This is a genomic window from Campylobacter sp. IFREMER_LSEM_CL292, from assembly GCF_025771615.1.
In the GTDB taxonomy this organism is placed as follows: Bacteria; Campylobacterota; Campylobacteria; order Campylobacterales; family Campylobacteraceae; genus Campylobacter_D; species Campylobacter_D lari_D.
On record NZ_JAKMQP010000001.1, the window covers coordinates 323,830 to 344,274 of the forward strand.

21 protein-coding genes are annotated in these 20,445 nt (G+C 29.4%); 14 read left to right on the forward strand and 7 right to left on the reverse strand.

The genetic code is table 11. The features are described 5' to 3' along the window. Position 1 precedes the first annotated feature (1 nt). From L8T82_RS01630 to L8T82_RS01670, 9 genes are all read left to right on the forward strand, one after another. On the forward strand, positions 2–619 hold the full coding sequence (locus L8T82_RS01630) for a TlpA family protein disulfide reductase (protein ID WP_263725738.1): 618 nt from the start codon (positions 2–4) through the stop codon (positions 617–619). Further along, positions 603–896, forward strand: a complete 294-nt coding sequence (locus L8T82_RS01635; RefSeq protein ID WP_263660137.1) for an ATP-dependent Clp protease adaptor ClpS — start codon at positions 603–605, stop codon at positions 894–896. The genes L8T82_RS01630 and L8T82_RS01635 overlap by 17 nt, the downstream gene beginning before the upstream one ends. Next, on the forward strand, positions 893–3,022 hold the full coding sequence (locus L8T82_RS01640; RefSeq protein WP_263725739.1) for an AAA family ATPase: 2,130 nt from the start codon (positions 893–895) through the stop codon (positions 3,020–3,022). Before L8T82_RS01635 ends, L8T82_RS01640 begins: the two co-directional genes overlap by 4 nt. Continuing rightward, the gene (gene aat / locus L8T82_RS01645; RefSeq protein WP_263672720.1) at positions 2,997–3,638 is read left to right on the forward strand and encodes a leucyl/phenylalanyl-tRNA--protein transferase; all 642 of its coding nucleotides are present in this window, start codon (positions 2,997–2,999) and stop codon (positions 3,636–3,638) included. Before L8T82_RS01640 ends, aat begins: the two co-directional genes overlap by 26 nt. Positions 3,639–3,730: 92 nt before the next feature. Continuing rightward, the gene (flgB, locus tag L8T82_RS01650; protein ID WP_133318692.1) at positions 3,731–4,162 is read left to right on the forward strand and encodes a flagellar basal body rod protein FlgB; all 432 of its coding nucleotides are present in this window, start codon (positions 3,731–3,733) and stop codon (positions 4,160–4,162) included. 11 nt (positions 4,163–4,173) lie between these two features. Further along, complete coding sequence (gene flgC / locus L8T82_RS01655; protein WP_133318691.1) at positions 4,174–4,668, forward strand: flagellar basal body rod protein FlgC; 495 nt, start codon at positions 4,174–4,176, stop codon at positions 4,666–4,668. 3 nt (positions 4,669–4,671) lie between these two features. Then, positions 4,672–4,968 carry a flagellar hook-basal body complex protein FliE gene (gene fliE / locus L8T82_RS01660; RefSeq protein ID WP_133318690.1) on the forward strand — a complete coding sequence of 99 codons (297 nt, stop codon included), beginning with the start codon at positions 4,672–4,674 and terminating at the stop codon, positions 4,966–4,968. 3 nt (positions 4,969–4,971) lie between these two features. Next, complete coding sequence (locus L8T82_RS01665) at positions 4,972–6,780, forward strand: peptidoglycan D,D-transpeptidase FtsI family protein (RefSeq protein ID WP_263660141.1); 1,809 nt, start codon at positions 4,972–4,974, stop codon at positions 6,778–6,780. A 365-nt stretch (positions 6,781–7,145) separates the two neighbouring features. Next, positions 7,146–7,397 (forward strand): BspA family leucine-rich repeat surface protein, encoded by a 252-nt coding sequence (locus L8T82_RS01670; protein WP_263669861.1) that lies wholly within the window; start codon positions 7,146–7,148, stop codon positions 7,395–7,397. An 8-nt stretch (positions 7,398–7,405) separates the two neighbouring features. Here L8T82_RS01670 and hemH read toward each other — a convergent pair whose 3' ends face one another. From hemH to L8T82_RS01685, 3 genes are read right to left on the reverse strand one after another with little or no spacing between them, the layout of a single operon-like run. Beyond that, complete coding sequence (hemH, locus tag L8T82_RS01675; protein ID WP_263669847.1) at positions 7,406–8,311, reverse strand: ferrochelatase; 906 nt, start codon at positions 8,309–8,311, stop codon at positions 7,406–7,408. 2 nt (positions 8,312–8,313) lie between these two features. Then, positions 8,314–9,171 (reverse strand): Gfo/Idh/MocA family protein, encoded by an 858-nt coding sequence (locus L8T82_RS01680; protein ID WP_263725740.1) that lies wholly within the window; start codon positions 9,169–9,171, stop codon positions 8,314–8,316. Then, positions 9,168–10,244, reverse strand: a complete 1,077-nt coding sequence (locus L8T82_RS01685) for a DegT/DnrJ/EryC1/StrS family aminotransferase (RefSeq protein WP_263725756.1) — start codon at positions 10,242–10,244, stop codon at positions 9,168–9,170. The genes L8T82_RS01680 and L8T82_RS01685 overlap by 4 nt, the downstream gene beginning before the upstream one ends. A gap of 108 nt (positions 10,245–10,352) precedes the next feature. On the opposite strand from L8T82_RS01685, the gene alaS reads away from it, so the two are divergent. From alaS to L8T82_RS01710, 5 genes are all read left to right on the forward strand, one after another. Continuing rightward, positions 10,353–12,890 carry an alanine--tRNA ligase gene (alaS, locus tag L8T82_RS01690; RefSeq protein ID WP_263725741.1) on the forward strand — a complete coding sequence of 846 codons (2,538 nt, stop codon included), beginning with the start codon at positions 10,353–10,355 and terminating at the stop codon, positions 12,888–12,890. Further along, entirely contained in the window at positions 12,890–13,432 is a 543-nt protein-coding gene (maf, locus tag L8T82_RS01695) for a septum formation inhibitor Maf (RefSeq protein WP_263725742.1), read from the forward strand. The genes alaS and maf overlap by 1 nt, the downstream gene beginning before the upstream one ends. Continuing rightward, positions 13,432–15,363 (forward strand): PBP1A family penicillin-binding protein, encoded by a 1,932-nt coding sequence (locus L8T82_RS01700; RefSeq protein WP_263725757.1) that lies wholly within the window; start codon positions 13,432–13,434, stop codon positions 15,361–15,363. Before maf ends, L8T82_RS01700 begins: the two co-directional genes overlap by 1 nt. Before the next feature lie 84 nt (positions 15,364–15,447). Next, the gene (gene msrP / locus L8T82_RS01705; RefSeq protein WP_263725743.1) at positions 15,448–16,341 is read left to right on the forward strand and encodes a protein-methionine-sulfoxide reductase catalytic subunit MsrP; all 894 of its coding nucleotides are present in this window, start codon (positions 15,448–15,450) and stop codon (positions 16,339–16,341) included. After that, positions 16,341–16,913, forward strand: a complete 573-nt coding sequence (locus tag L8T82_RS01710) for a sulfite oxidase heme-binding subunit YedZ (protein ID WP_263725744.1) — start codon at positions 16,341–16,343, stop codon at positions 16,911–16,913. Before msrP ends, L8T82_RS01710 begins: the two co-directional genes overlap by 1 nt. A 45-nt stretch (positions 16,914–16,958) precedes the next feature. On the opposite strand, the gene L8T82_RS01715 is transcribed toward L8T82_RS01710, so the two are convergent. The 4 genes from L8T82_RS01715 to L8T82_RS01730 form a co-directional block, all read right to left on the reverse strand. Beyond that, the gene (locus L8T82_RS01715; protein WP_263666126.1) at positions 16,959–17,483 is read right to left on the reverse strand and encodes a DUF2165 family protein; all 525 of its coding nucleotides are present in this window, start codon (positions 17,481–17,483) and stop codon (positions 16,959–16,961) included. Between the two features lie 66 nt (positions 17,484–17,549). After that, positions 17,550–19,670, reverse strand: coding sequence for a heavy metal translocating P-type ATPase (locus L8T82_RS01720; RefSeq protein WP_263725745.1), 2,121 nt, complete (start codon positions 19,668–19,670; stop codon positions 17,550–17,552). After that, the gene (locus tag L8T82_RS01725; protein ID WP_263725746.1) at positions 19,660–19,851 is read right to left on the reverse strand and encodes a heavy metal transport/detoxification protein; all 192 of its coding nucleotides are present in this window, start codon (positions 19,849–19,851) and stop codon (positions 19,660–19,662) included. The genes L8T82_RS01720 and L8T82_RS01725 overlap by 11 nt, the downstream gene beginning before the upstream one ends. After that, positions 19,852–20,397, reverse strand: a complete 546-nt coding sequence (locus L8T82_RS01730; protein WP_263725747.1) for a GNAT family N-acetyltransferase — start codon at positions 20,395–20,397, stop codon at positions 19,852–19,854. It lies immediately after the preceding gene. Positions 20,398–20,445 lie beyond the last annotated feature (48 nt).

Sequence of the window (20,445 nt, forward strand, 5' to 3'; positions counted from 1 at the left end):
GATGAAAAAAATTACTTATTTATTTTTTACATTTGCTTTTGCATTTTTAATAAGTGCTTGCTCAAGTGAAGAAAAAATCGAAAATGAATTTGCATTTGCTGAGTATAAAATGGGTGATGAAATTCTTTTAAAAAGTGTCAATGGTGGTGAGAAAACCCTAGTAAGAACACAAAATGGTTTTACAGTAAAAGGTGAAGAGAGTAAAATTTTAATGTTTGATTTTTTTGGAACCTTTTGCACACCTTGTCAAGAAGAAGCCACTCATCTAACAAGTTTGTGGCAAAAAAATGCTGACAATTTTATCATCATAGGACTAAGTCATTTTGAAAATGTTAGCGATCAAGCTGTAAAAGATTTTGCCATTAAATATGGGGCGTATTATTTCTTAAGCAATTCTAAAGAAAATGATAGAATTGTTGCACAAGCATTAAAAGATATCAACTATCAAAGCATGGAACAACTTCCTTTTAAAGTAGTTTTAAAAGATGGAAATTATCAAGATCTAACAGATTTTTGGAATAAAGACTCAAAAAGTTATGTGAAATATTATCTTGGAAAAGTTTCTACTGAGATTATGCAAGAAGATATTACTAGGATATTAAATGAGTCTAAAAAATGAAATTTTAGAACAACAAAAACTAGCAGAACCTAAAATGTTTAAGGTTTTGCTTTTAAATGATGATATTACCACCATGGATTTTGTAATTGAAATTTTAATGAATATTTTTCATCATGATTTTGAAAAAGCAAGTGCAATTATGCTTGAAATCCATCATCAAGGAAGCGGAGTTTGTGGCATATACACAGAAGAAATTGCACTTAGCAAAAAACAGCAAGTTGACATGGCAGCGAAAAATAAGGATTTTCCACTCCAAACAAGGATAGAAGAACAATGAAATATAAAGAATTGATTGACTCATTTATACCAAATGCAAGACATTTAAGCTTTATCAATCATCATGAATTTATCACTTGTGAGCATTTACTTTTTGCTTTAGTTAAGCTTAGCAATGATTTTAAAAATCTACTTGAAGAAATCGGAGATGGTGATTTACAAGGCTTTGAAAATGAATTAAAAAATTATCTAGCTAAAAATAATGAAATTTTAAAAAAAGAAATAGAACCTATTTTTTCTGTAATCTTGGAAAATATATTACACAAGCTAAATGCAAAAAATCAAACAAGTGTGATTGATTTTATCATTGCACTTTGCAAAGAAGAAAAAGCTTATTCTTATAATATCTTAAAAAAACACCTAATAGAAGAAGAAAAAATAAAAGAATTGTTACAAAATGCTGAATTTGAAAATTTAAAAACCCATACCATAGAGCTAGTTGAGCTTGCAAAAAAAGGCAAAATAGATCCTGTTATAGGTAGGAAATTTGAACTTGAAAGAATGATGCAAATTCTAAGCCGTCGTAAGAAAAATAATCCCATTTTAGTTGGTGAACCAGGTGTTGGTAAAAGTGCCATTATAGATGGGTTAGCGCTAGCTATAGCTGAAGAAAAAATGCCAAAACATTTAAAAAACTCAAAAATTTATAGCCTTGATATGACAAGCTTGCTTTCGGGGACAAAATATAGGGGTGATTTTGAAAAAAGATTAAAAGATATCATTAAAGAATTAGAAAATATCTCTAATGCTATTTTATTTATAGATGAAATTCACACCATAGTAGGAACCGGCGCAAGCAATGAAAGTCATGCAGATATGTCAAATTTATTAAAACCTGCATTAAGTAATGGCAATATCAAATGCATAGGTGCAACTACTTTCATAGAATACAAAAATACCTTTGATAAAAACAAAGCTCTAAGTAGAAGATTTGCAAAAATTGATATAGATGAGCCAAGCGAAGAAGAGTGTTTTTTGATCTTGCAAGGCTTAAAAAGCAAATATGAAAATTTTCACAAAATCAAAATCAGTGATGAAATTTTACAAACAAGCATAAAACTAGCAAAACAATTTTTACATGATAAATTTTTACCCGATAGTGCAATTGATTTAATTGATGAACTTGGCGCAAGCTTTGCTTTAGAAGATAAAAAAAGTAAAAAAATAGTAAAAATAAAAGATTTAGAAAATACTTTAGCAAGAATGACACATTCTCATAAAATTTATGAAAGTGATCAAGGTAAAATCTTAAAAAATTTAGAGCAAAACTTAAAGCAAAATATTTTTGGACAAGATGAAGCCATTAAAGCTTTGTGTTCTATTTTAAAACAAAGCTATGCGGGGTTAAAAGGCAAAAATACCCCAAAAGGCGTGTTTTTATTTACCGGTTCAAGTGGAGTTGGTAAAACCGAACTTGCAAAAAATTTAGCACAAATTTTAAACCTTAATCTTGAAAGATTTGACATGAGTGAATACTCGCAAAAACATGATGTGAGCAAACTCATAGGAACTTCAGCAGGTTATGTGGGCTATGAAGATGGCGGCTTGCTTAGTAACAGCATTAGAAAAAATCCATTTAGCGTAGTCTTATTTGATGAGATAGAAAAAGCTCATCCTGATTTAACTAATACCTTTTTACAAATTTTTGATAATGCAAGTTTAACAGATAATAGTGGATTAAAAGCTGATTTTAAAAATACTATTATCATTATGACTTCAAATTTAGGTCTCAAAGAAAGTAATGAGCTTGGTTTTTTAAGCAGTGATAAAGAAAAAAGTAATAAAGCCATAAAAGATTTCTTCGCACCTGAATTTATCAACCGTATAGATAAAATCATTCATTTTAATGACTTAAGTCAAGAAATTTTAGAACAAATCGTTCAAAAAGAACTAGATTTAATGGCAAAAAATTTAAACAACATCACCATGGAAGCTGATAAAAAAGTAAAAGAATTTCTTGCTAAAAAAACTAATAATAAAGAATTTGGAGTAAGATTATTAAAACGCATTATTGCCGAAGAATTAGGCGAGAGATTAAGTGATGAAATTTTATTTGGAAAATTAAAAAATGGTGGTAAATTAAAACTCAAACTTTCCAAAAATGAAAAAATTGAATTTGTATTCTAAACTTTTAAAAAGCCCTGATGATGCGCCTGTTTTTATTAGTGAAAAACTAGAAGTAAATTTTATACCTCATGCTTATAGCTTAGGACTTTTTCCATGGACTAGCAATCCTGTTACTTGGTGGTGTCCTTCTCCTAGAATGGTACTTTTACCTGATGAAGTGCGCATACAAAAAAGCATAAAAAAAGCTTTAAGAACTTATGAAATAAGACTTAATTTTGATTTTAACTCGCTTATAAGTCATTGCGCAAAAAGAAAAAAAACTTGGATAAGTCAAGAATTTATACAAGTTTATACAAAGCTTTTTGAGCAAAATTTAGCTCATAGTGTTGAAGTTTATGAAAATGATATTTTAATTGGTGGTTTATACGGACTTATAATAGGTAAAATATTTTTTGGTGAAAGTATGATAAGTCTTAAAAAAGATGCCTCAAAAGTAGCCCTAATAAGACTTTGTGAGCTTTTAAAACCATATGATTTTTTAATAGATTGTCAAGTGCCTAATGAGCATTTAAAATTTATGGGTGCTAAAGAAATGACAAAAAAAGATTTTTTGAAAACACTAGAAAAAAAAGTTTCACTTGAAAGTGGCTTTAAAAATTTCAAAAATTTACTATAAAAAGATATACTTATACATAAATAAAATTGCATAAATATTTTGGAATGATTTTTGCTTTTAGTCTATAAAAGCTTTATTTTAAAGGAAAAATTATGATAAGCCCTTTTAAGTCAAAAGAACTTATTGTTGATGCTTTAGCAGGAAGAAACCTAAGAAGTCAAATGATTAATTCTAACCTTGCAAATGTTGATACTCCTTTTTATAAAGCAAGAGATATAGAATTTGAAACTGCTTTAGTTAATAGAGCAAATGAAATTTTCAAAAAAAAAGATACTAAAGAGCTTGAATTAGCAAGCACAAATACAAATCATCAAAAACCTTGGAAATTTCCAGACCCTAATAAATCAACTATTTATTTAAGAGATGGGCATTTGGCAAGAAATGATGCAAATACAGTAGATCTTGATGTAGAAACTACTGAAATGAGCAAAAATACTATGATGATTTCTGCTTTAGATGGTGTTTTAAGAAGACAAAGTAATATTTTTTCAACCATCATAGAAACAAGCTCTAAATTAGGCTAGGAGAAAAAATAATGGCTTATTTAAGTGATTTTGATATTAGTGGATATGGACTTAGTGCTCAACGCTTTAGAATGAATGTAATTAGCTCAAATATAGCTAATGCTAATACTACTAGAACAGCAGAAGGTGGTCCATATAGAAGAAGAGAAGTGATTTTTAAAGCAACTGATTTTAACGAATTGCTAAACAAGCAAATAGCTAAAGATAATAATTTTTTAGAATATGAAAATCCTTTAAACGATCCTGCTTCACAAAAAGATGCAAAACCTGCTATAATGAGCGTAGTAGTTGATAAAGTTGTAAGAGATGATAAAGATTTTCGTATGAAATTTGACCCATCTCATCCAGATGCGAATGAACAAGGTTATGTTGCTTATCCAAATATAAATCCTGTTATTGAAATGGCCGATTTAATAGAAGCAACAAGAGCTTATCAAGCTAATGTAAGTGCCTTTACTAGCACCAAAACTATAGCACAAAGTGCGATAGATTTACTAAGAGGTTAATAAATGAACACTATTAATGGTATAAATCAATTTAACAATGTTAATAACAAAAACAATAATAACAACACAAGCAACATAGGAGATGAGTTTTCGAGTTTATTAAAAAATTCCATCAACGATCTTAATAAAACTCAAGAAACCGCCGAAGCTGCTATGGTAGACATTGCAACAGGCGAAGTCAAAGACTTACATCAAGCTGCAATTGCGATTAGCAAAGCTGAATCAAGTATGAAATTTATGCTTGAAGTTAGAAATAAGGCTATAAACGCATATAAAGAAATTTCAAGAACCCAAATTTAATATATGCTTTCAAACACCATTAGAAATAGGGTTTCAAAAGTAGCTTTTGCTTTTTGTATGGCTCTGTTTTTTATGGCCTTATTTTTACTTTCTACTTTTTTTCTAACCTCAAAACGCCATATACCAAATACTCAAAAAGAACAATATTTTTCCGCTCTTAGAGGCAATATCATCACAAGCGATAATTTTACCGTAACTTCTAGTAGGCAAATTTATAGAGCTGAAATTGATCTAAGGAGCTTAAATCCCGATAAAAAGGATTTGTTTTTAACTCTTTTTCAAATTTATAGTGGCGCAAGTGATGAACAAATGCAAGATATAAAAAAAAGAATGCTTGCAAAGAAAAAAAGAAGTTATAATTTTATTTTACTCCAAGATATTAACTCAAAAGATGCAAGTTATTTAAAAGAACTAGCTAAAAAACTTTATACTCAAGGTTTTTTTAAATCCTTCACAAATAATAATGGCAGAGTGGAGACAAGAGGGCTTGATATTATAGAACACAAAGAAGATCGTGTATATATGCCAAAAGATTCACTTACTCCAATCATAGGCTACACAAGAACTTATATGGATGAGCAAAGTGAAATTTTTAAAAATGTCGGCATAAAAGGTTTGGAAAAATACTATAATGAATGTTTAAATCCTTTGCAAAATGCTAAAATTCAAGGTTTAAGAGATATAGGTGGTAATATCATCTTGAATTTGCATTCTTATGAACAACGCAAAATAGATGGTTGTAATTTATACTTAAATATTTCCTTAAAACTTCAAAAAGGTTTAGAAAAAGCTATCGATAAAAGAAATGAAGATCTAAAAGCCAATGAAATTATAGTTGCCATCATGGAAAGTAAAAGCGGAAAAATTCTAGCACTTGCTAGCTCAAGAAGATATGATCCGCAAAATCGCGGAAAAGATCTATCTGTACTCAATGCAAGTGCCATAGAATATGGCTATGAAGCAGGATCTGTTATAAAACCTTTTATATTTACCACTGCATTAATGCTTGATAAAATCAAAGTTGATGAAATCATTGATACTCAAGGTGGACAATACAAACTTGGTCGTTTTACTATACGCGACGATCACAAAAAAAACAAAATGAGCATGGAAGAAGTTATTACTTACTCTTCAAATGTCGGTATGATTAAAATTGCCCAAAGATTAAGTAATCTTGAAATCATCTCAGGACTTAGAATTTTTCGTTTTGGAGAAAAAAGCGGTATTGATCTTCCTTATGAGCAAAAAGGAGAAATACCAAATCCAAAAAGATTAAGAGAAGTTGAAAAATCTGTATTAAGTTATGGTTATGGCTTGAAAACAACTTTTATACAACTTTTAGCTGCTTATAATGTATTTAACAATGATGGAATTTACATCACCCCACAAATTGCAAATAAAATTTATCAAGATGGGCGTTTAATAAAACTTGATGATGAAGTTAAAAAAGAAAAAATTCTTTCAAGCAAAGCTGCCAAAGAAATGCAGCAAATTTTAATTAATGTTATAGAAAAAGGAACCGGTAAAAAAGCACGAACTCAAGGTATCATTATAGGTGGAAAAACGGGTACAGCTAGGATTGCTGAAAGAAAAGGCTATACTTCAAATCGCTATAATGCCTCGTTTTTTGGCTTTGCAAATGATGAGAAAAATACCTATACCATTGGAGTTTTAGTAAGACATCCTACCAAAGCTTATAGTTATTATGCCGCACAAAGTGCTTTACCTATGTTTAAAGATACAGTAAATCTTTTGATTAAAGAAAGTTATTTAAAACCCATAGAAAGCAAAAACAATGACATTAAAAAATAAAATTACAATAATAATCTTTTTTTATATTGATTTTTTGTTTCGCTTATTTAAAGTATTGGGTTCTATTATTTATAACTTTACTTGTGTTTTTAGTTATATTGTATTTACTCAAACTGCAATCAAAAAAGATAATCCACAAACCAAAAACAAAAGAAACTCTTAAATATTTGATACTATCAGATATTCCGCTTAAAAATATAGATACAAGTTTAATTCAAGATATGAGCTATTTATTTAGTAATATTAGTGAAGAAAAATTTATAGGTATAAAAACTTGAGATACAAACAATGTTGACAATATTGAAGGAGTGTTTTAGGATATAAGATCCAACAAGCTCTAAATAACTACAACAAAAAAGCTTAAAATTCATTGCTGGGATGTTTCAAATGTATTATGGATGGAATATGCATTTTTTTGTGAATCTATTTTCAAAATTCCTTTTTCAAAAACTCCAAAATTTAATCAAGATTTAAACAATTGGAATATTGATAGTGTTATAAACACACAAAGTATGTTTAGTGGATGTATAAATTTCAATCAAAAACTATCAAACTGGAATTTAGAAAATATCCCGAGAAAAAAATATATGTTTTTTAATACCGCTATAAAACATTAATATAAAAACTATATTTTTACTTGATTTAAAATAAACTCTATAAACTCATCACTATCATTAGGACATTTAATAAGCTCATAATCGCTTTTTGCTAAGTGCCTATATTCAACTCCAAGCTCAAAAATCGTTTCAGAGCAATCTATACAAAAAGATATAGGATAAATCAAAGCTTTTTGATCTAAACTTTCTAAAATATCACTTGTGTTAGGCTCAAGCCATTTAACTGGACCTAGTTTTGATTGATATGATAAAATGATTTGGTCAAATTTATTTTTAAGTTTTCCTTTTAAAATATCCACATGCTCTTGCACATGTTTTTCATACAAATCACCTTTTTTAATCACTGAAAGTGGTAAAGAATGCGCAGAAAAAATCAAAGTTTTATAATCGTATTCTCTTTTTTTTTCTAAAATATGCTTTATAATCATTTCATTATAAAGTTCATCTTTATAAAAAACATCAATGATTTTTACATTAGCTTGGTTTTGGATATTTCTTAGCTCATTTTCCACTACTTCTAAAGAACTAGTTACAGTGGTTTTAGAATGATGAGGATACAGAGGAAATAAAATAATTTCATCATTTTTTTGAAAATCATATTTTGAAAAAACCTCATTTGCAAAAGGTGGTACATAAAGACTAATAAAATCGAATTTATATTCTCTAGTTTTAGAATTTAATTTATCACATAAACTTTGTGTGATTTGAGTAAGTGGGGATTTCCCACCCATTTTTTCATAGTTTTGTTTCATAGCTTTTAATCTTGATTTTCTTATTATAAAGGCTACAAATTTTCTTAAAAAAACATTTTTTATCCCTAAAATATAAGGATCATTAAACATATTTTTTAAAAAAACTTCACATTCATCAAGTTTATTAACCCCGCCCATATTTAAAAAAAATACATATTTCACTATCAAACACCTTCTAAAATTTCTTGCACTCTCAAAGCATCTTCAATGCTAGCTAAATTTTCACAAACCCCATTTTGTAAAAACTCGAAAAAAGCCTCATGCTCAGCATATAAAGGAGAATTTTTATATAAATTTGGAATTTTTTGCATATTAATAAAAAGTTCAAAATTTTTAAGATCAAGTTCATAAGTACGTTTTTTACCTAAAAGTGTGATCTTTCTTATAATACATTGTCCATTCCAACTATCATGGATATTTGCTAAAATATTTTCCAATTTTAAACCTATCATTACCTCATCTTCAAATTTATCATGATGAAAGCTTTTATAAACATTTGCTTTTAAAATTTGTTCTTGACTTAAAAATCTAACTAAGTCAATATCATGCACACTAAGATCACTTAAAACACCCACATCATTTATTCTTTGTGGATAAGGAGAAATTCTTTGTATGTTAATACTTATAATATCATCTTCTAAAAGTTTTTCTTTTAAAGTTAAAATAGCCGGATTAAATCTCTCACAAAAGCCCACCCCTACTCTGACTTTATTTTCTCTAGCTTTTTGCTCTAAAATTAAAATTTCATCTACATTTAATGCCAAAGGTTTTTCTATCAAAATATTTTTTATTTTAGGAAAAACCTTTAAAGCTATATCTAAATGCGTATGAGTAGGCGTAGCAATGATAACACCATCAAGATTTTGTGCTAAAAAATCATCAAAATTTTTATGAAAAAAGTGTTTAAATTTATCTTTACAGAAAGGATCATAAAGATGAATTTCTTTTACTTTTAAATTACGCTCGAGTTCTCTTAAATGGTTTTTACCCATTTTACCAAGGCCTATAAGCCCTATTTTCATTTAAAAGCCTCAATCACTCTAATTTGGTGTTCTTCTTTTAAAAACGCACTCATAGGTAAGGATAAAATTTCATCACTTAATAGCTCTGTATTTGGCAAATCACCTTTTTTATAAGCAAGATAATCGAAAGCTTCTTGCAAATGAAGCCCCAAAGGATAATGCACCGCAGTAGGTATACCTTGCTCTTGTAATTTTTGCATGAATTTTTCTCTATTCTTTACACGCACGCTATATTGAGCCCAAGCACTCACAAAATCATCTTTTCTTGGCGGCAAAATACAATTTTTTAAATTTTCATCATAAACTTTTGCTATTACTTCTCTTTTTTTAATCTCTTCATCTAAGTATTTTAATTTCACATTTAAAACAGCTGCTTGGATGGTATCAAGCCTTCCATTAATACCGATGTATTTATGCTTATATCTTTGCACTTGTCCATGATTTAAATAAATTTTTATTTTTTGCGCTAATTCATCATCTTGGGTAAAAATCGCCCCACCATCTCCATAAGCACCTAAAGGCTTAGACGGAAAAAAGCTTGTGCAAGATATATCAGCTATAACACATGATTTTACACCCTTTTGACTAGCTCCAAAACTTTGCGCACTATCTTCTATTAAAGCAATGTTTTGACTTTTACAAAGTTCTTTTAAAGCAAACATATCAGGCATAAGCCCAAAAATACTCACAGCAATTATAGCTTTAGTTTTAGGCGTGATAACACTTTGAACTTTTTCTAAACTAAGATTATAATCCTTAAAATCAATATCTACAAAAACAGGCTTAGCACCGATTAGAGCAACCATTTCAGCCGTAGCTATAAAGGTAAAACTTGGCACTATTACCTCATCATCCCTACCCACACCCAAAGCCATTAAGGCTAAAAATAACGCACTTGTGCCACTTGAACAGCCTATTGCATGTTTGACACCTACATATTTAGCCAAATTATTTTCAAATTCTTCTAATTTTGCACCACCTATAAAAGAGGTGCTTTGTAAAACTTCACCAATAGCCTCATCGATTTCATTTTTATAAGCATTATATTGAGCATTTAAGTCTATAAAAGGAATTTTCATTATATTAACCTTATAAATTTAAAATCATGATTATAAGATAGTTTTACTTAATTTAAAGTATTTTTGGTATTATTTTAAGTAAAAAACTAGCTAGGAAAATCTATGGATATAAGAAAAGAATATTTAGAATTTTTTAAATCAAAAGGACATGAAATCACTCCTTCAAGCCCTTTGGTGCCTGATGATGCAACTTTACTTTTTACTAATGCAGGTATGGTACCTTTTAAAAGCATATTTACCGGAGAAGTACCACGCCCTAATCCTCCGCGTAAAACAAGCTGTCAAACTTGTATAAGAGCTGGTGGAAAACATAATGACTTAGACAATGTAGGCTATACGGCAAGACATCATACTTTCTTTGAAATGCTTGGGAATTTTAGTTTTGGAGATTATTTTAAAGAACAAGCTATTGCTTATGCTTGGGAATTTGTAACTGAGGTTTTAAAATTACCTAAAGAAAGATTATATGTAACCGTTCATGAAAGTGATGATGAAGCATATGAGCTTTGGCAAAAACATATAGAAAAAGAAAGAATTTATAAATTTGGCGATAAAGATAATTTCTGGCAAATGGGCGATACTGGACCATGTGGACCTTGTAGTGAAATTTTTTATGATCAAGGCGCTGAGCATTTTAATTCTAGTGAAGATTATATGGGTGGAGATGGAGATAGGTTCTTAGAAATTTGGAACCTAGTTTTTATGCAGTATGAAAGAAGTGCAGATGGAACGCTTACTCCATTACCAAAACCAAGTATTGATACAGGCATGGGGCTTGAAAGAGTTAGTGCTATAAAAGAAGGAAAATTTAGTAATTTTGATAGTTCTTTGTTTATGCCTATTATTGAGAGTATTGCAAAACTTTGCGGTAAAACTTATACTTATGAAAGCGGAGCTAGTTATAGAGTAATTGCTGATCATATAAGATCAAGTGTATTTTTACTTGCTCAAGGAGTTGGGTTTGATAAAGAAGGCAGGGGCTATGTTTTAAGAAGAATTATGCGTCGTGCCTTAAGACATGGATATTTGTTAGGTTTTAAAAGAGCTTTTATGTATGAGCTTGTAGATGTAGTTTGTGAGTTAATGGGTGGGCATTATACTTACTTAAATGAAAAAAAAGAATTTATTAAAGAACAAATCAAACTAGAAGAAGAAAGATTTTTAAGCACTATTGAAAATGGTATAGAAATTTTTAACGAAGAACTTAAAAAAACTAAAGATATTTTTAGTGGTGAAGTAGCTTTTAAACTTTATGATACTTATGGTTTTCCGCTTGATTTAACCCAAGATATGCTAAGAGAAAAAAATCTTAGTATAGATGAGGCTAAATTTAATGAGCTTATGCAAGAACAAAAAGATAGAGCTAAGGCTTCTTGGAAAGGAAGTGGGGATAAAGCAGTTAGCGGGGACTTTAAAGTTTTATTAGAAAAATTTGGCAAAAATACTTTTAGTGGTTATGAAAATTATGAAGAAAAAACTAAAATCATGGCTATTTTGGATGAAAATTTTAAAATCATAACCGAAACTAAGGCAGGAGATATAGCGTGGTTAATGCTTGAAAAAACTCCATTTTACGCAACAAGTGGAGGGCAAAGTGCTGATATAGGTTTTATCAATGAAAATGAGGTTTTAGATACACAAAAATTCTTTGATATTAATCTTAGTCAAGTGAAATTAAAACAAGATCTTAAAACAAACGATGAAGTGCTAGCTTGCATAGATACTAAAAAAAGAGAACAAATCGCAAGACATCATAGTGCGACACATTTATTACACCATGCTTTAAGAGAAATTCTTGGCTCACACATTAGCCAAGCAGGCTCTTTAGTAGAACACAATAAATTAAGATTTGACTTTACTCATCCAAAAGCCCTAAATAAAGAAGAATTAAAGCAAATAGAAGCTTTGGTAAATACTTACATCATGCAAGCAAATGAAGCTAAAATTGAAATTTTAGCTTTAGATGAAGCTAAAAAAAGTGGTGCAATAGCTTTATTTAGTGAAAAATATCAAGAAAAAGTAAGAGTTTTAACCCTAGGAGCTAGCAAAGAGCTTTGCGGTGGTACTCATGTGAAAAATAGCTCTGAAATAGGAAGTTTTTACATCATCAAAGAAAGTGGTGTTAGTGCTGGGGTTAGAAGGATAGAAGCGGTGGTAAGCAAAGCTGCGCTTGATTATGTTAGTGAAAATTTAAAAGAGCTTAATCAAGCCAAAGAAGAGTTAAAAACTCAAGATATTTTAGGCTATGTAGCAAAATTAAAAAATGAAATAGCCAGTTTAAAAAATGAATTAAAAAATTCAAACAAAACAGAATTAAACTCTAAAGAATTAAATGGCATTCAATATTGTGTACAAAAAATAGATAGTGGTGATATAAAAACTATGATAGATGAGTTTAAAAATAAATTTAACAAAGCTGCGATTTTACTTTTACAAGAAAAAGAAGGTAAGATTATCATAGCAGCAGGTGTTAAAGACGCTTCATTAAAAGCTGGCGTTTTGGTAAAAGAAATTGCACAAATGCTTGGTGGAAACGGTGGCGGTAGAGATGATTTTGCAACAGCTGGCGGTAAAGATACAAGTAAAATAGAACAAGCACTTGATCATGCTAGAAAAATTATAGAAGAAAGTCTTGCTTAATGCTTTATTTAGCTTCAAGTTCGCCTTCACGCGTTGCTTTATTAAAAGAAGCAAATATCGCTTTTGAGCAAATTATTATCGATTATGATGAGAGTTTAATAAAAAAAGATAATCCAAGCTCTTATGTGCAAAAAATTGTTTTAGAAAAAGAAAGACAGTTTTTTGCAAAATATCCTGATTTTAAAAATGTTTTATTTGCTGATAGTATAGTTTGTACTCAAAATATCATTCTTACTAAAGCTAAAAGCGACAATGAGGCTTTTAATATGCTCAATTTGCAAAGTGGCAAAAGCATTAGCGTTTTAAGCGCGATGATTTTAGTTTTAGAAGATAAAAAGATTTTTAATCTTAGCAAGTGTGATTTGATTTTGGATAAATTTGATTTAAAAGATATGCAAGAATACATTGATTCAAAACTTTATCAAGGTAAAGCCGGTGCTGTGATGTGCGAGGGATTTCATAAAAAATACATTAAAAAAATCATAGGCCATCAAAGTACAGCACTAGGGCTTAATATAGAACTTTTGAAAGCATTTTTATGATAAAAATTTTAAAAATATTTCTTTCTTTTTGTATAATGTGTGCGGTTGGAGTTTTTATATTTATTGCATATTTATTTTCTGATTCTGATTTAAATCAATATACCTTTAAAGATTACAAACCGCCTCTTACAACACAAATTTTTGATAAAAATGGAAAATTAGTTGCAAATGTTTTCGAGCAACACCGCTTTTATGCTCCTTATGAAGAACTTCCACCAAGACTTATAGAAGCTTTGGTAGCCATTGAAGATACTAGCTTTTTTGAACATGGCGGGGTTAATATAGATGCAATTTTTAGAGCAGCTATTAAAATCATAAGAAGCGGTGGAAAAACTATGGAAGGAGCTTCCACTCTTACTCAACAATTCATAAAAAATACAGAATTAACTCCTGAGCGTACTTTGAGCAGAAAGCTAAAAGAAGCTTTGCTTGCATATAAGATAGAAAATACTTTAACTAAAGAGCAAATTTTAGAAAGATATTTAAATTTCATCTTCTTTGGACATGGATATTATGGAGTAAAAACTGCTGCACTTGGATATTTTAGAAAAAATTTAGATGAGCTTAGTTTGAAAGAGATTGCTATTTTGGTAGGTATGCCAAAGGCTCCAAGTACTTATGATCCTACTAGACATTTAGATCTTTCTTTAGCTAGAGCAAATAGCGTAGTACAAAGGATGTATAATCTTGGTTGGATTTCTAAAGAAGAGTATGAAAATGCCTTAAAAGAAATTCCAAAAGTATATGATGATACCTTAACACAAAATGCAGCTCCTTATGTAACCCAAGAAGTTTTAAAACAACTAAGTGGGATTAAAGACTTAAAAAGTGGTGGCTATAAAATAGAGCTTGCCATTGATCTTGATGTGCAAAATATTGCAAGAGAAGCCTTAAAATTTGGCTATGATGAAATAGTTAAAAGAGATAAAGATGCAAATTTAAGCACACTCAATGGAGCTATGATAGTAGCAAATCATCAAAATGGAGACATTTTAGCCTTAGTTGGCGGGGTAAATTACACAAAAAGTAATTTCAACCGCGCCACTCAAAGCTTAAGACAACCGGGGAGTTCTTTTAAGCCTTTCTTATATCAAATTGCCATTGACATGGGCTATTCTCCTATGAGTAAGGTTGCTGATATTTCAAGAATTTTTGAAAGTACTAAAAAAGATGAGAAAGATTGGAAACCTAAAAATTATGGTGGAAAATTTCTAGGACTCATAAGTTTAAAAGAAGCGCTAACTGGCTCAAGAAACCTAGCTACCATAAATTTAGCTCTTGCCCTAGGACTTGATGTAATCCACGATAAGCTTCAATTTATGGGCTTTGAAAACATACCAGTTGATTTATCTATAGTTTTGGGTAGCTTTGGAATTTCCATTTATGATTATGCTAAACTTTACACGGTATTTGGAAACTATGGTGTGCAAAAAGACTTATTACTCATTAAAAGAGTAATCGATAAAAATGGTAAAATAGTAGTAGAATTTGATTCCGAAGAAAGAAAAATCAGCGAACCTGAACAAGCCTTTTTAGTCAATGATATGATGCAAAATGTTGTAAAAAAAGGCACTGGGCGTAATGCTAGAGTAGAAGGGATTGAAATAGCTGGAAAAACAGGCACTTCAAATAAAAGCATTGATGCGTGGTTTTGTGGCTTAACTCCTGAAATAGAAGCTATCATTTGGTATGGAAATGATGATAATAAGCCTATGAAACAAATAGAAGGTGGGGCAAGAACTGCTGCGCCGGTTTTTAAAGAATTTTTAACAAAATACTTAGAACTTTATCCTGATAGCGCTAGAAAATTTATCATCCCAAAAGGGGTTTATCAAGGAATTTATGAAAAACAAAGAGAGTACTACACTAATACTTCTCCATTTCCAAAAAACAACCCTGCTCTATCTGAAAATAATGAGGTAATTTTTTAAAAATATTTTTTATAAAATAATAAAAATTATCCTTCTATTTTCCTTTATATGTTTTAATATCACAAAATATATAAAGGATGCTTCATGAATATCACAAACGAACAATTATATAACAAAAGACGCCATTTTTTAAAACTAGGTGCTGGAGCTTTAGTTAGTTCAGCTTTAGTTCAATCTGAATTAATGGCATTAAATTTCTTTCCTGATCCTAACAATGAAAAATTAAATTTAAGTGAAGAAAAAATTGCAACTAATTATGTTAATTTTTATGAATTTTCTACTGATAAAAAAAGAGCTGTTGAGCTTGCAAAAAATTTCAACACAAATGGTTGGAAAATAGAAGTTAGCGGGGAAGTTGAAGAACCTTTGACTTTAACTATGCAAGATTTATTGGCTTTTCCATTAGAAGAGAGAATTTATAGATTTCGCTGCGTTGAAACTTGGTCCATGGTGGTGCCTTGGATTGGTTTTGAATTGCGTGCTTTAATAGAAAAATGTAAAGTTAAAAGTGAAGCTAAATTTATAAAATTTACCACTCTTTTTGATAAAAATCAATTTGCCGATCAAGCCTCATTTTTTCCAACTCTTGATTATCCTTATGTAGAAGGCTTAAGATTAGATGAGGCTATGCACCCACTAACACTTATGGCTGTGGGCATGTATAAAAAGCCTTTATTAGGACAAAATGGAGCACCGATTCGCCTTGTAGTTCCATGGAAGTATGGCTTTAAAAGTATAAAATCTATTGTAAAAATAGAATTTACCAAAGAACAACCTAAAACCACATGGGAGTTAGCAAACCCTAGAGAATATGGATTTTATGCTAATGTTAATCCAAATGTCTCTCACCCAAGATGGTCTCAAGCAAACGAGCGTCCTTTGGGAGATTTTTTCACTAAGCCTACACAGATGTTTAATGGCTATGAAAAAGAAGTAGCACATTTGTATAAAGATATGGATTTAAAGGTTAATTTTTAATGAGCAAAAAAGTTTATAATATCAGTGGATTTTTAGCTTTTGTTTTAAGTATTGTTTTTAGTGTTTATCAAATCATGCAAGAAATTGATATTGTAAAATCTGTATATTTTTATAGTGGTGTATTTGGCTTAATCTTTTTTGGATTAAGCCTATTTTTTTCACTTTTAAAGTATAAACACACAAAAGATTACCCTAAATTTTTAGGTTTTTATGCATTTTTTTGGGCTTTGATTCACTTTTTTAATTACTTTGCTTTTAGTAAAAATTTAGATTTAATGCTTTTTTTCAAAGATACTTTTAGTAAAAATTTAGAATTTAGTGGTTTTATAAGCTTTTTCATACTCACACTTATGTTTATAAGCTCATTTAAGCTTTTTAAAAAATTAAGCAAGATAAGAAAATTTGGCTATTTTTGCTTTTTACTAGTATCTTGGCATTATTTTTTATCTGCAAAAATACCGCAAATTCCACATTTTTTAGCACTGAGTCTAGCTTTAATTTTTTTGTTTTTTAAATTATGGAATAATTACAAAAAAAGAAGAAATAAATATTTACAAGCTCAATTATTATAAAAACATTTTATATTTTCCACAAACCCTCAACAGAGAGTTTGTGATTTAATCATCGTTTTTAATACTAATATAAACTAATGCTAAAAGCATATAGGTTACTAATCTAGTAGCATCAGGCAAACCATTCCAAGTTTTACTCATCCACATGCCAAACCACTCTGCAGCCACCACTTGAAAACCAAAAAACCATAACAAACAACAACAAGTTAAAGCAATGATTCCAAATTTTTTAGCTTCATGGAAAGTTTTTGCATCTAAATTTCTTGCTTTAAACATATCTAAAGCACCTTTTAAAGCAGTCAGCATAATAAAAGCTTCAAAACAAATAATAAAGATATAGGCAATATGATGGATCGTAGAATTTGTAATAGCCCTATAAACAATAGCATTACCTAAATAATCAGGCTTAGTATCCATACTCATAACATGTTTTACAAACTGAAAATTTGAATTATAATCAGTTATATTACCAAAAACAACAATAGCAGCCAAAGAGGCAACGGTAAGCAAGATAATCATTTTAGAATATCTTATTACACTCATCATAGAAAAACTACAATTGCAATTCATTAAATACTCCTTTTTGTTAAAATTATATTAATATAATACAACAAATATTAAATAAAACTGAAATATCTAACGCAATCTTAAAGAATTGACTACAACCGTTACCGAACTAAAACACATTGCTAAAGCTGCCAAATGCGGACTAAGACTTATAAATGGCACAAGACCTGCCGCAATGGGAATACATAAAGCATTGTAGACAAAAGCCCAAAAAAGATTAAGTTTGATGATATTTTTAGTTCTTTGAGAAAGCTCAAAACAATAAGCTATTAAAGATAAATCATCTTTTATCAAAATCAAATCTCCGCTTTTTTTAGCAAGCTCACTTGCTTTAGAAAAACTTATGCTTGCGCTAGCTAAATTTAAAGCAGGAGCATCATTGATACCATCTCCTATAAAAAGAACTTTTTCTTTTTTGATTTTTTCTTTTATGAAATCAAGTTTTTGCTCAGGTTTTAAATCAGAATAATATTCATCAATATTAAGCTCATTTGCTATTTTAGTAACACTTTTTTTATTATCACCACTTAAAATAATACTTTTTATACCTTTTTGTTTTAAATTTGCTATCAAATTTTTAGCTTCGTTTTTAAGTTCATTTTTTAAACAAACCCCGCCAAGACAAATATTATTTTTTGCAAAATACAAACATATAGGTGCTTGATCTTCAAATTCTTGCAAAAATTGCTTGCTTTTTTGTATATCAACACTATTTTCAAGCATTAATTTTTCATTGCCTATTAAATATTTATCATTATTTTCCTCATAAAGCAAACCACTACCCACTAAAACACTTAATTTTCCTTGTAAATTTAAATTTACATTCAATTCTTTAGTAAAAGCCTTTGCGATTGGATGTGAGCTTAAATTTTCAATTTGCGTGAGTTTTTGAAAATTTTCTTGAGTTAGATCATGCTTATAAACACTTAAATCATCTTGACTTAAAGTGCCTGTTTTATCAAAAATAGCAAGTTTTATACTAGCTAAATTCTCTAATACCGCTGGATTTTTTACTAAGATAAAATTTCTTGCACCATTTGCTAAAGCACTAACTATGGCTATAGGGGTTGCTAAGCCCAAAGCGCAAGGACAAGAGATTAAAAGGGTGGCACAAGCATGTAAAAATGCTGCGTTGACTCCTTCTTTAAAATACCAAAAAACAAACACAAAAAGTGATAAAACAATAATACAAGCTACGAAATAAGCTGAAATTTTATTAGCTAAATTTGCTAAAGGTGTTTTGATATTGCCTGCTTTAAAAACAAGATCTTTAATTTGTTCTAATGAGCTTTCAATCGCCTTTTTACTAGCTTTAATCTTTAAGCTTCCATTAATCAACACACTTCCTGCTAGAATTTCATCATTTTGCTTTTTCAAAAGTGGTAAAAATTCTCCTGTTAAAAAACTCACATCAACCTCAGCCTCGCCTGCTATAATCACCCCATCAACAACAACGCTTTCACCCTCTTTTACTAAAATCACATCATTTTCTTTTACAAAAGCACTAGGTATGCTTTTTATACTTGCATCTTCTAAGATTATATTAGCTTTTTTAATATCTATATTTTTTAGTTTGTTTTGATATTCTAAGGATTTAAATTTAGCCTTTTCTTCTAAGTATTTACCTAATAAAACAAAGCTTACAATCATCGCTCCGCCACTAAAATACAAATAACCATCTTTACTAAATACCTCAAAATACACAAAAAAAGAATATATAAAAGAAGTAAAAGCACCTAAGGATATCAAGGTATTCATATCTAAATTTTTATGTTTTAATCCTTTAAGAGCGTGGATAAAAAAACCTTTTCCACAATAAAAAATCGCTACCATAGATAAAAACATTTGAATTAAAGCAGAAACATTTCCTTGAACAAACATTTCAAAATACATCACAATAGAGCTTAAAATTATACTCATAATAAGCTTTGTTTTCATATTTTTAAGCTCTTTGAGTTTAAATTCGTATAAATTTTGTTCTTCGTGCAATATCTCAAAACCCAAAGCTTTGATTTTTTCTTTGATCTTTGCTTCTAAAGATAAATCTTTAAGCAAAAACACTCCACTAGAATTGACATAAGAAACACTTACATCTTCTACCCCATCAATTTTTGCACAAACTTTTTCTATAGCATTAGAGCAATTAACACAAGTCATATTGCCTATTTTTAACTTTAACTCATGCTTCATCTGTCTCAAAACCTAAATCTTGCAATTGTTTTTTAAACTCTTCAACTTGCTCTGCTTTTAAATCAATCTCTATACTTTTATTTTCAACACTTATTTGCATAGCACCAAATTCATCTTCCAATGAAACTTTAATTAAATTTACACAACTTTGACAATTAATATTTTTAGTTTTTATAATCATTTATTCTCCTTTTTCTCTGTATTCATATTTATGAGTGTGAAAAATTTTATTTTTTATCAATTTAAAACCCATTTTTTCATAAAGCATTTTTGCATTTATATTTTCATCTTCTACGATTAATGAAAGCTTTTTACCATTTTTTAAAGCTTCATTGAAAGCACATTCAATCAATTTCTTAGCAATACCTTTTCCTCTTGCTTTTTCATCCACACAAATACTATCTAAGTAAAACTCATTTTCACATTCTTTTAAAACTTTTTCATTGATTCCTAAAAATTCTAAATGCTCATTTAAAGGCTTATCTAGCTCATCCGCCAAAGCCCCATCATAAAAACAAATCGCACCTAAAATTTCCCTATCTTCTTCATAAACATATATATTTTCATAGCTTAAACGATTATTTTCTTGAGTGAAGAAATTTTCTAAAACCTCTATGGCTTTTTGATGATCATTATAACCACTAAGTTTGTATATAAAATGATCCATTGCTAAAGCAAGCAATTGTATGCATTTTTTAACATCATCTTTTCTAGCTTTTCTGATCACTCTTTTACTCCTTTAAAATCAAATTTAGACTTCTTAGTTTATACTTTT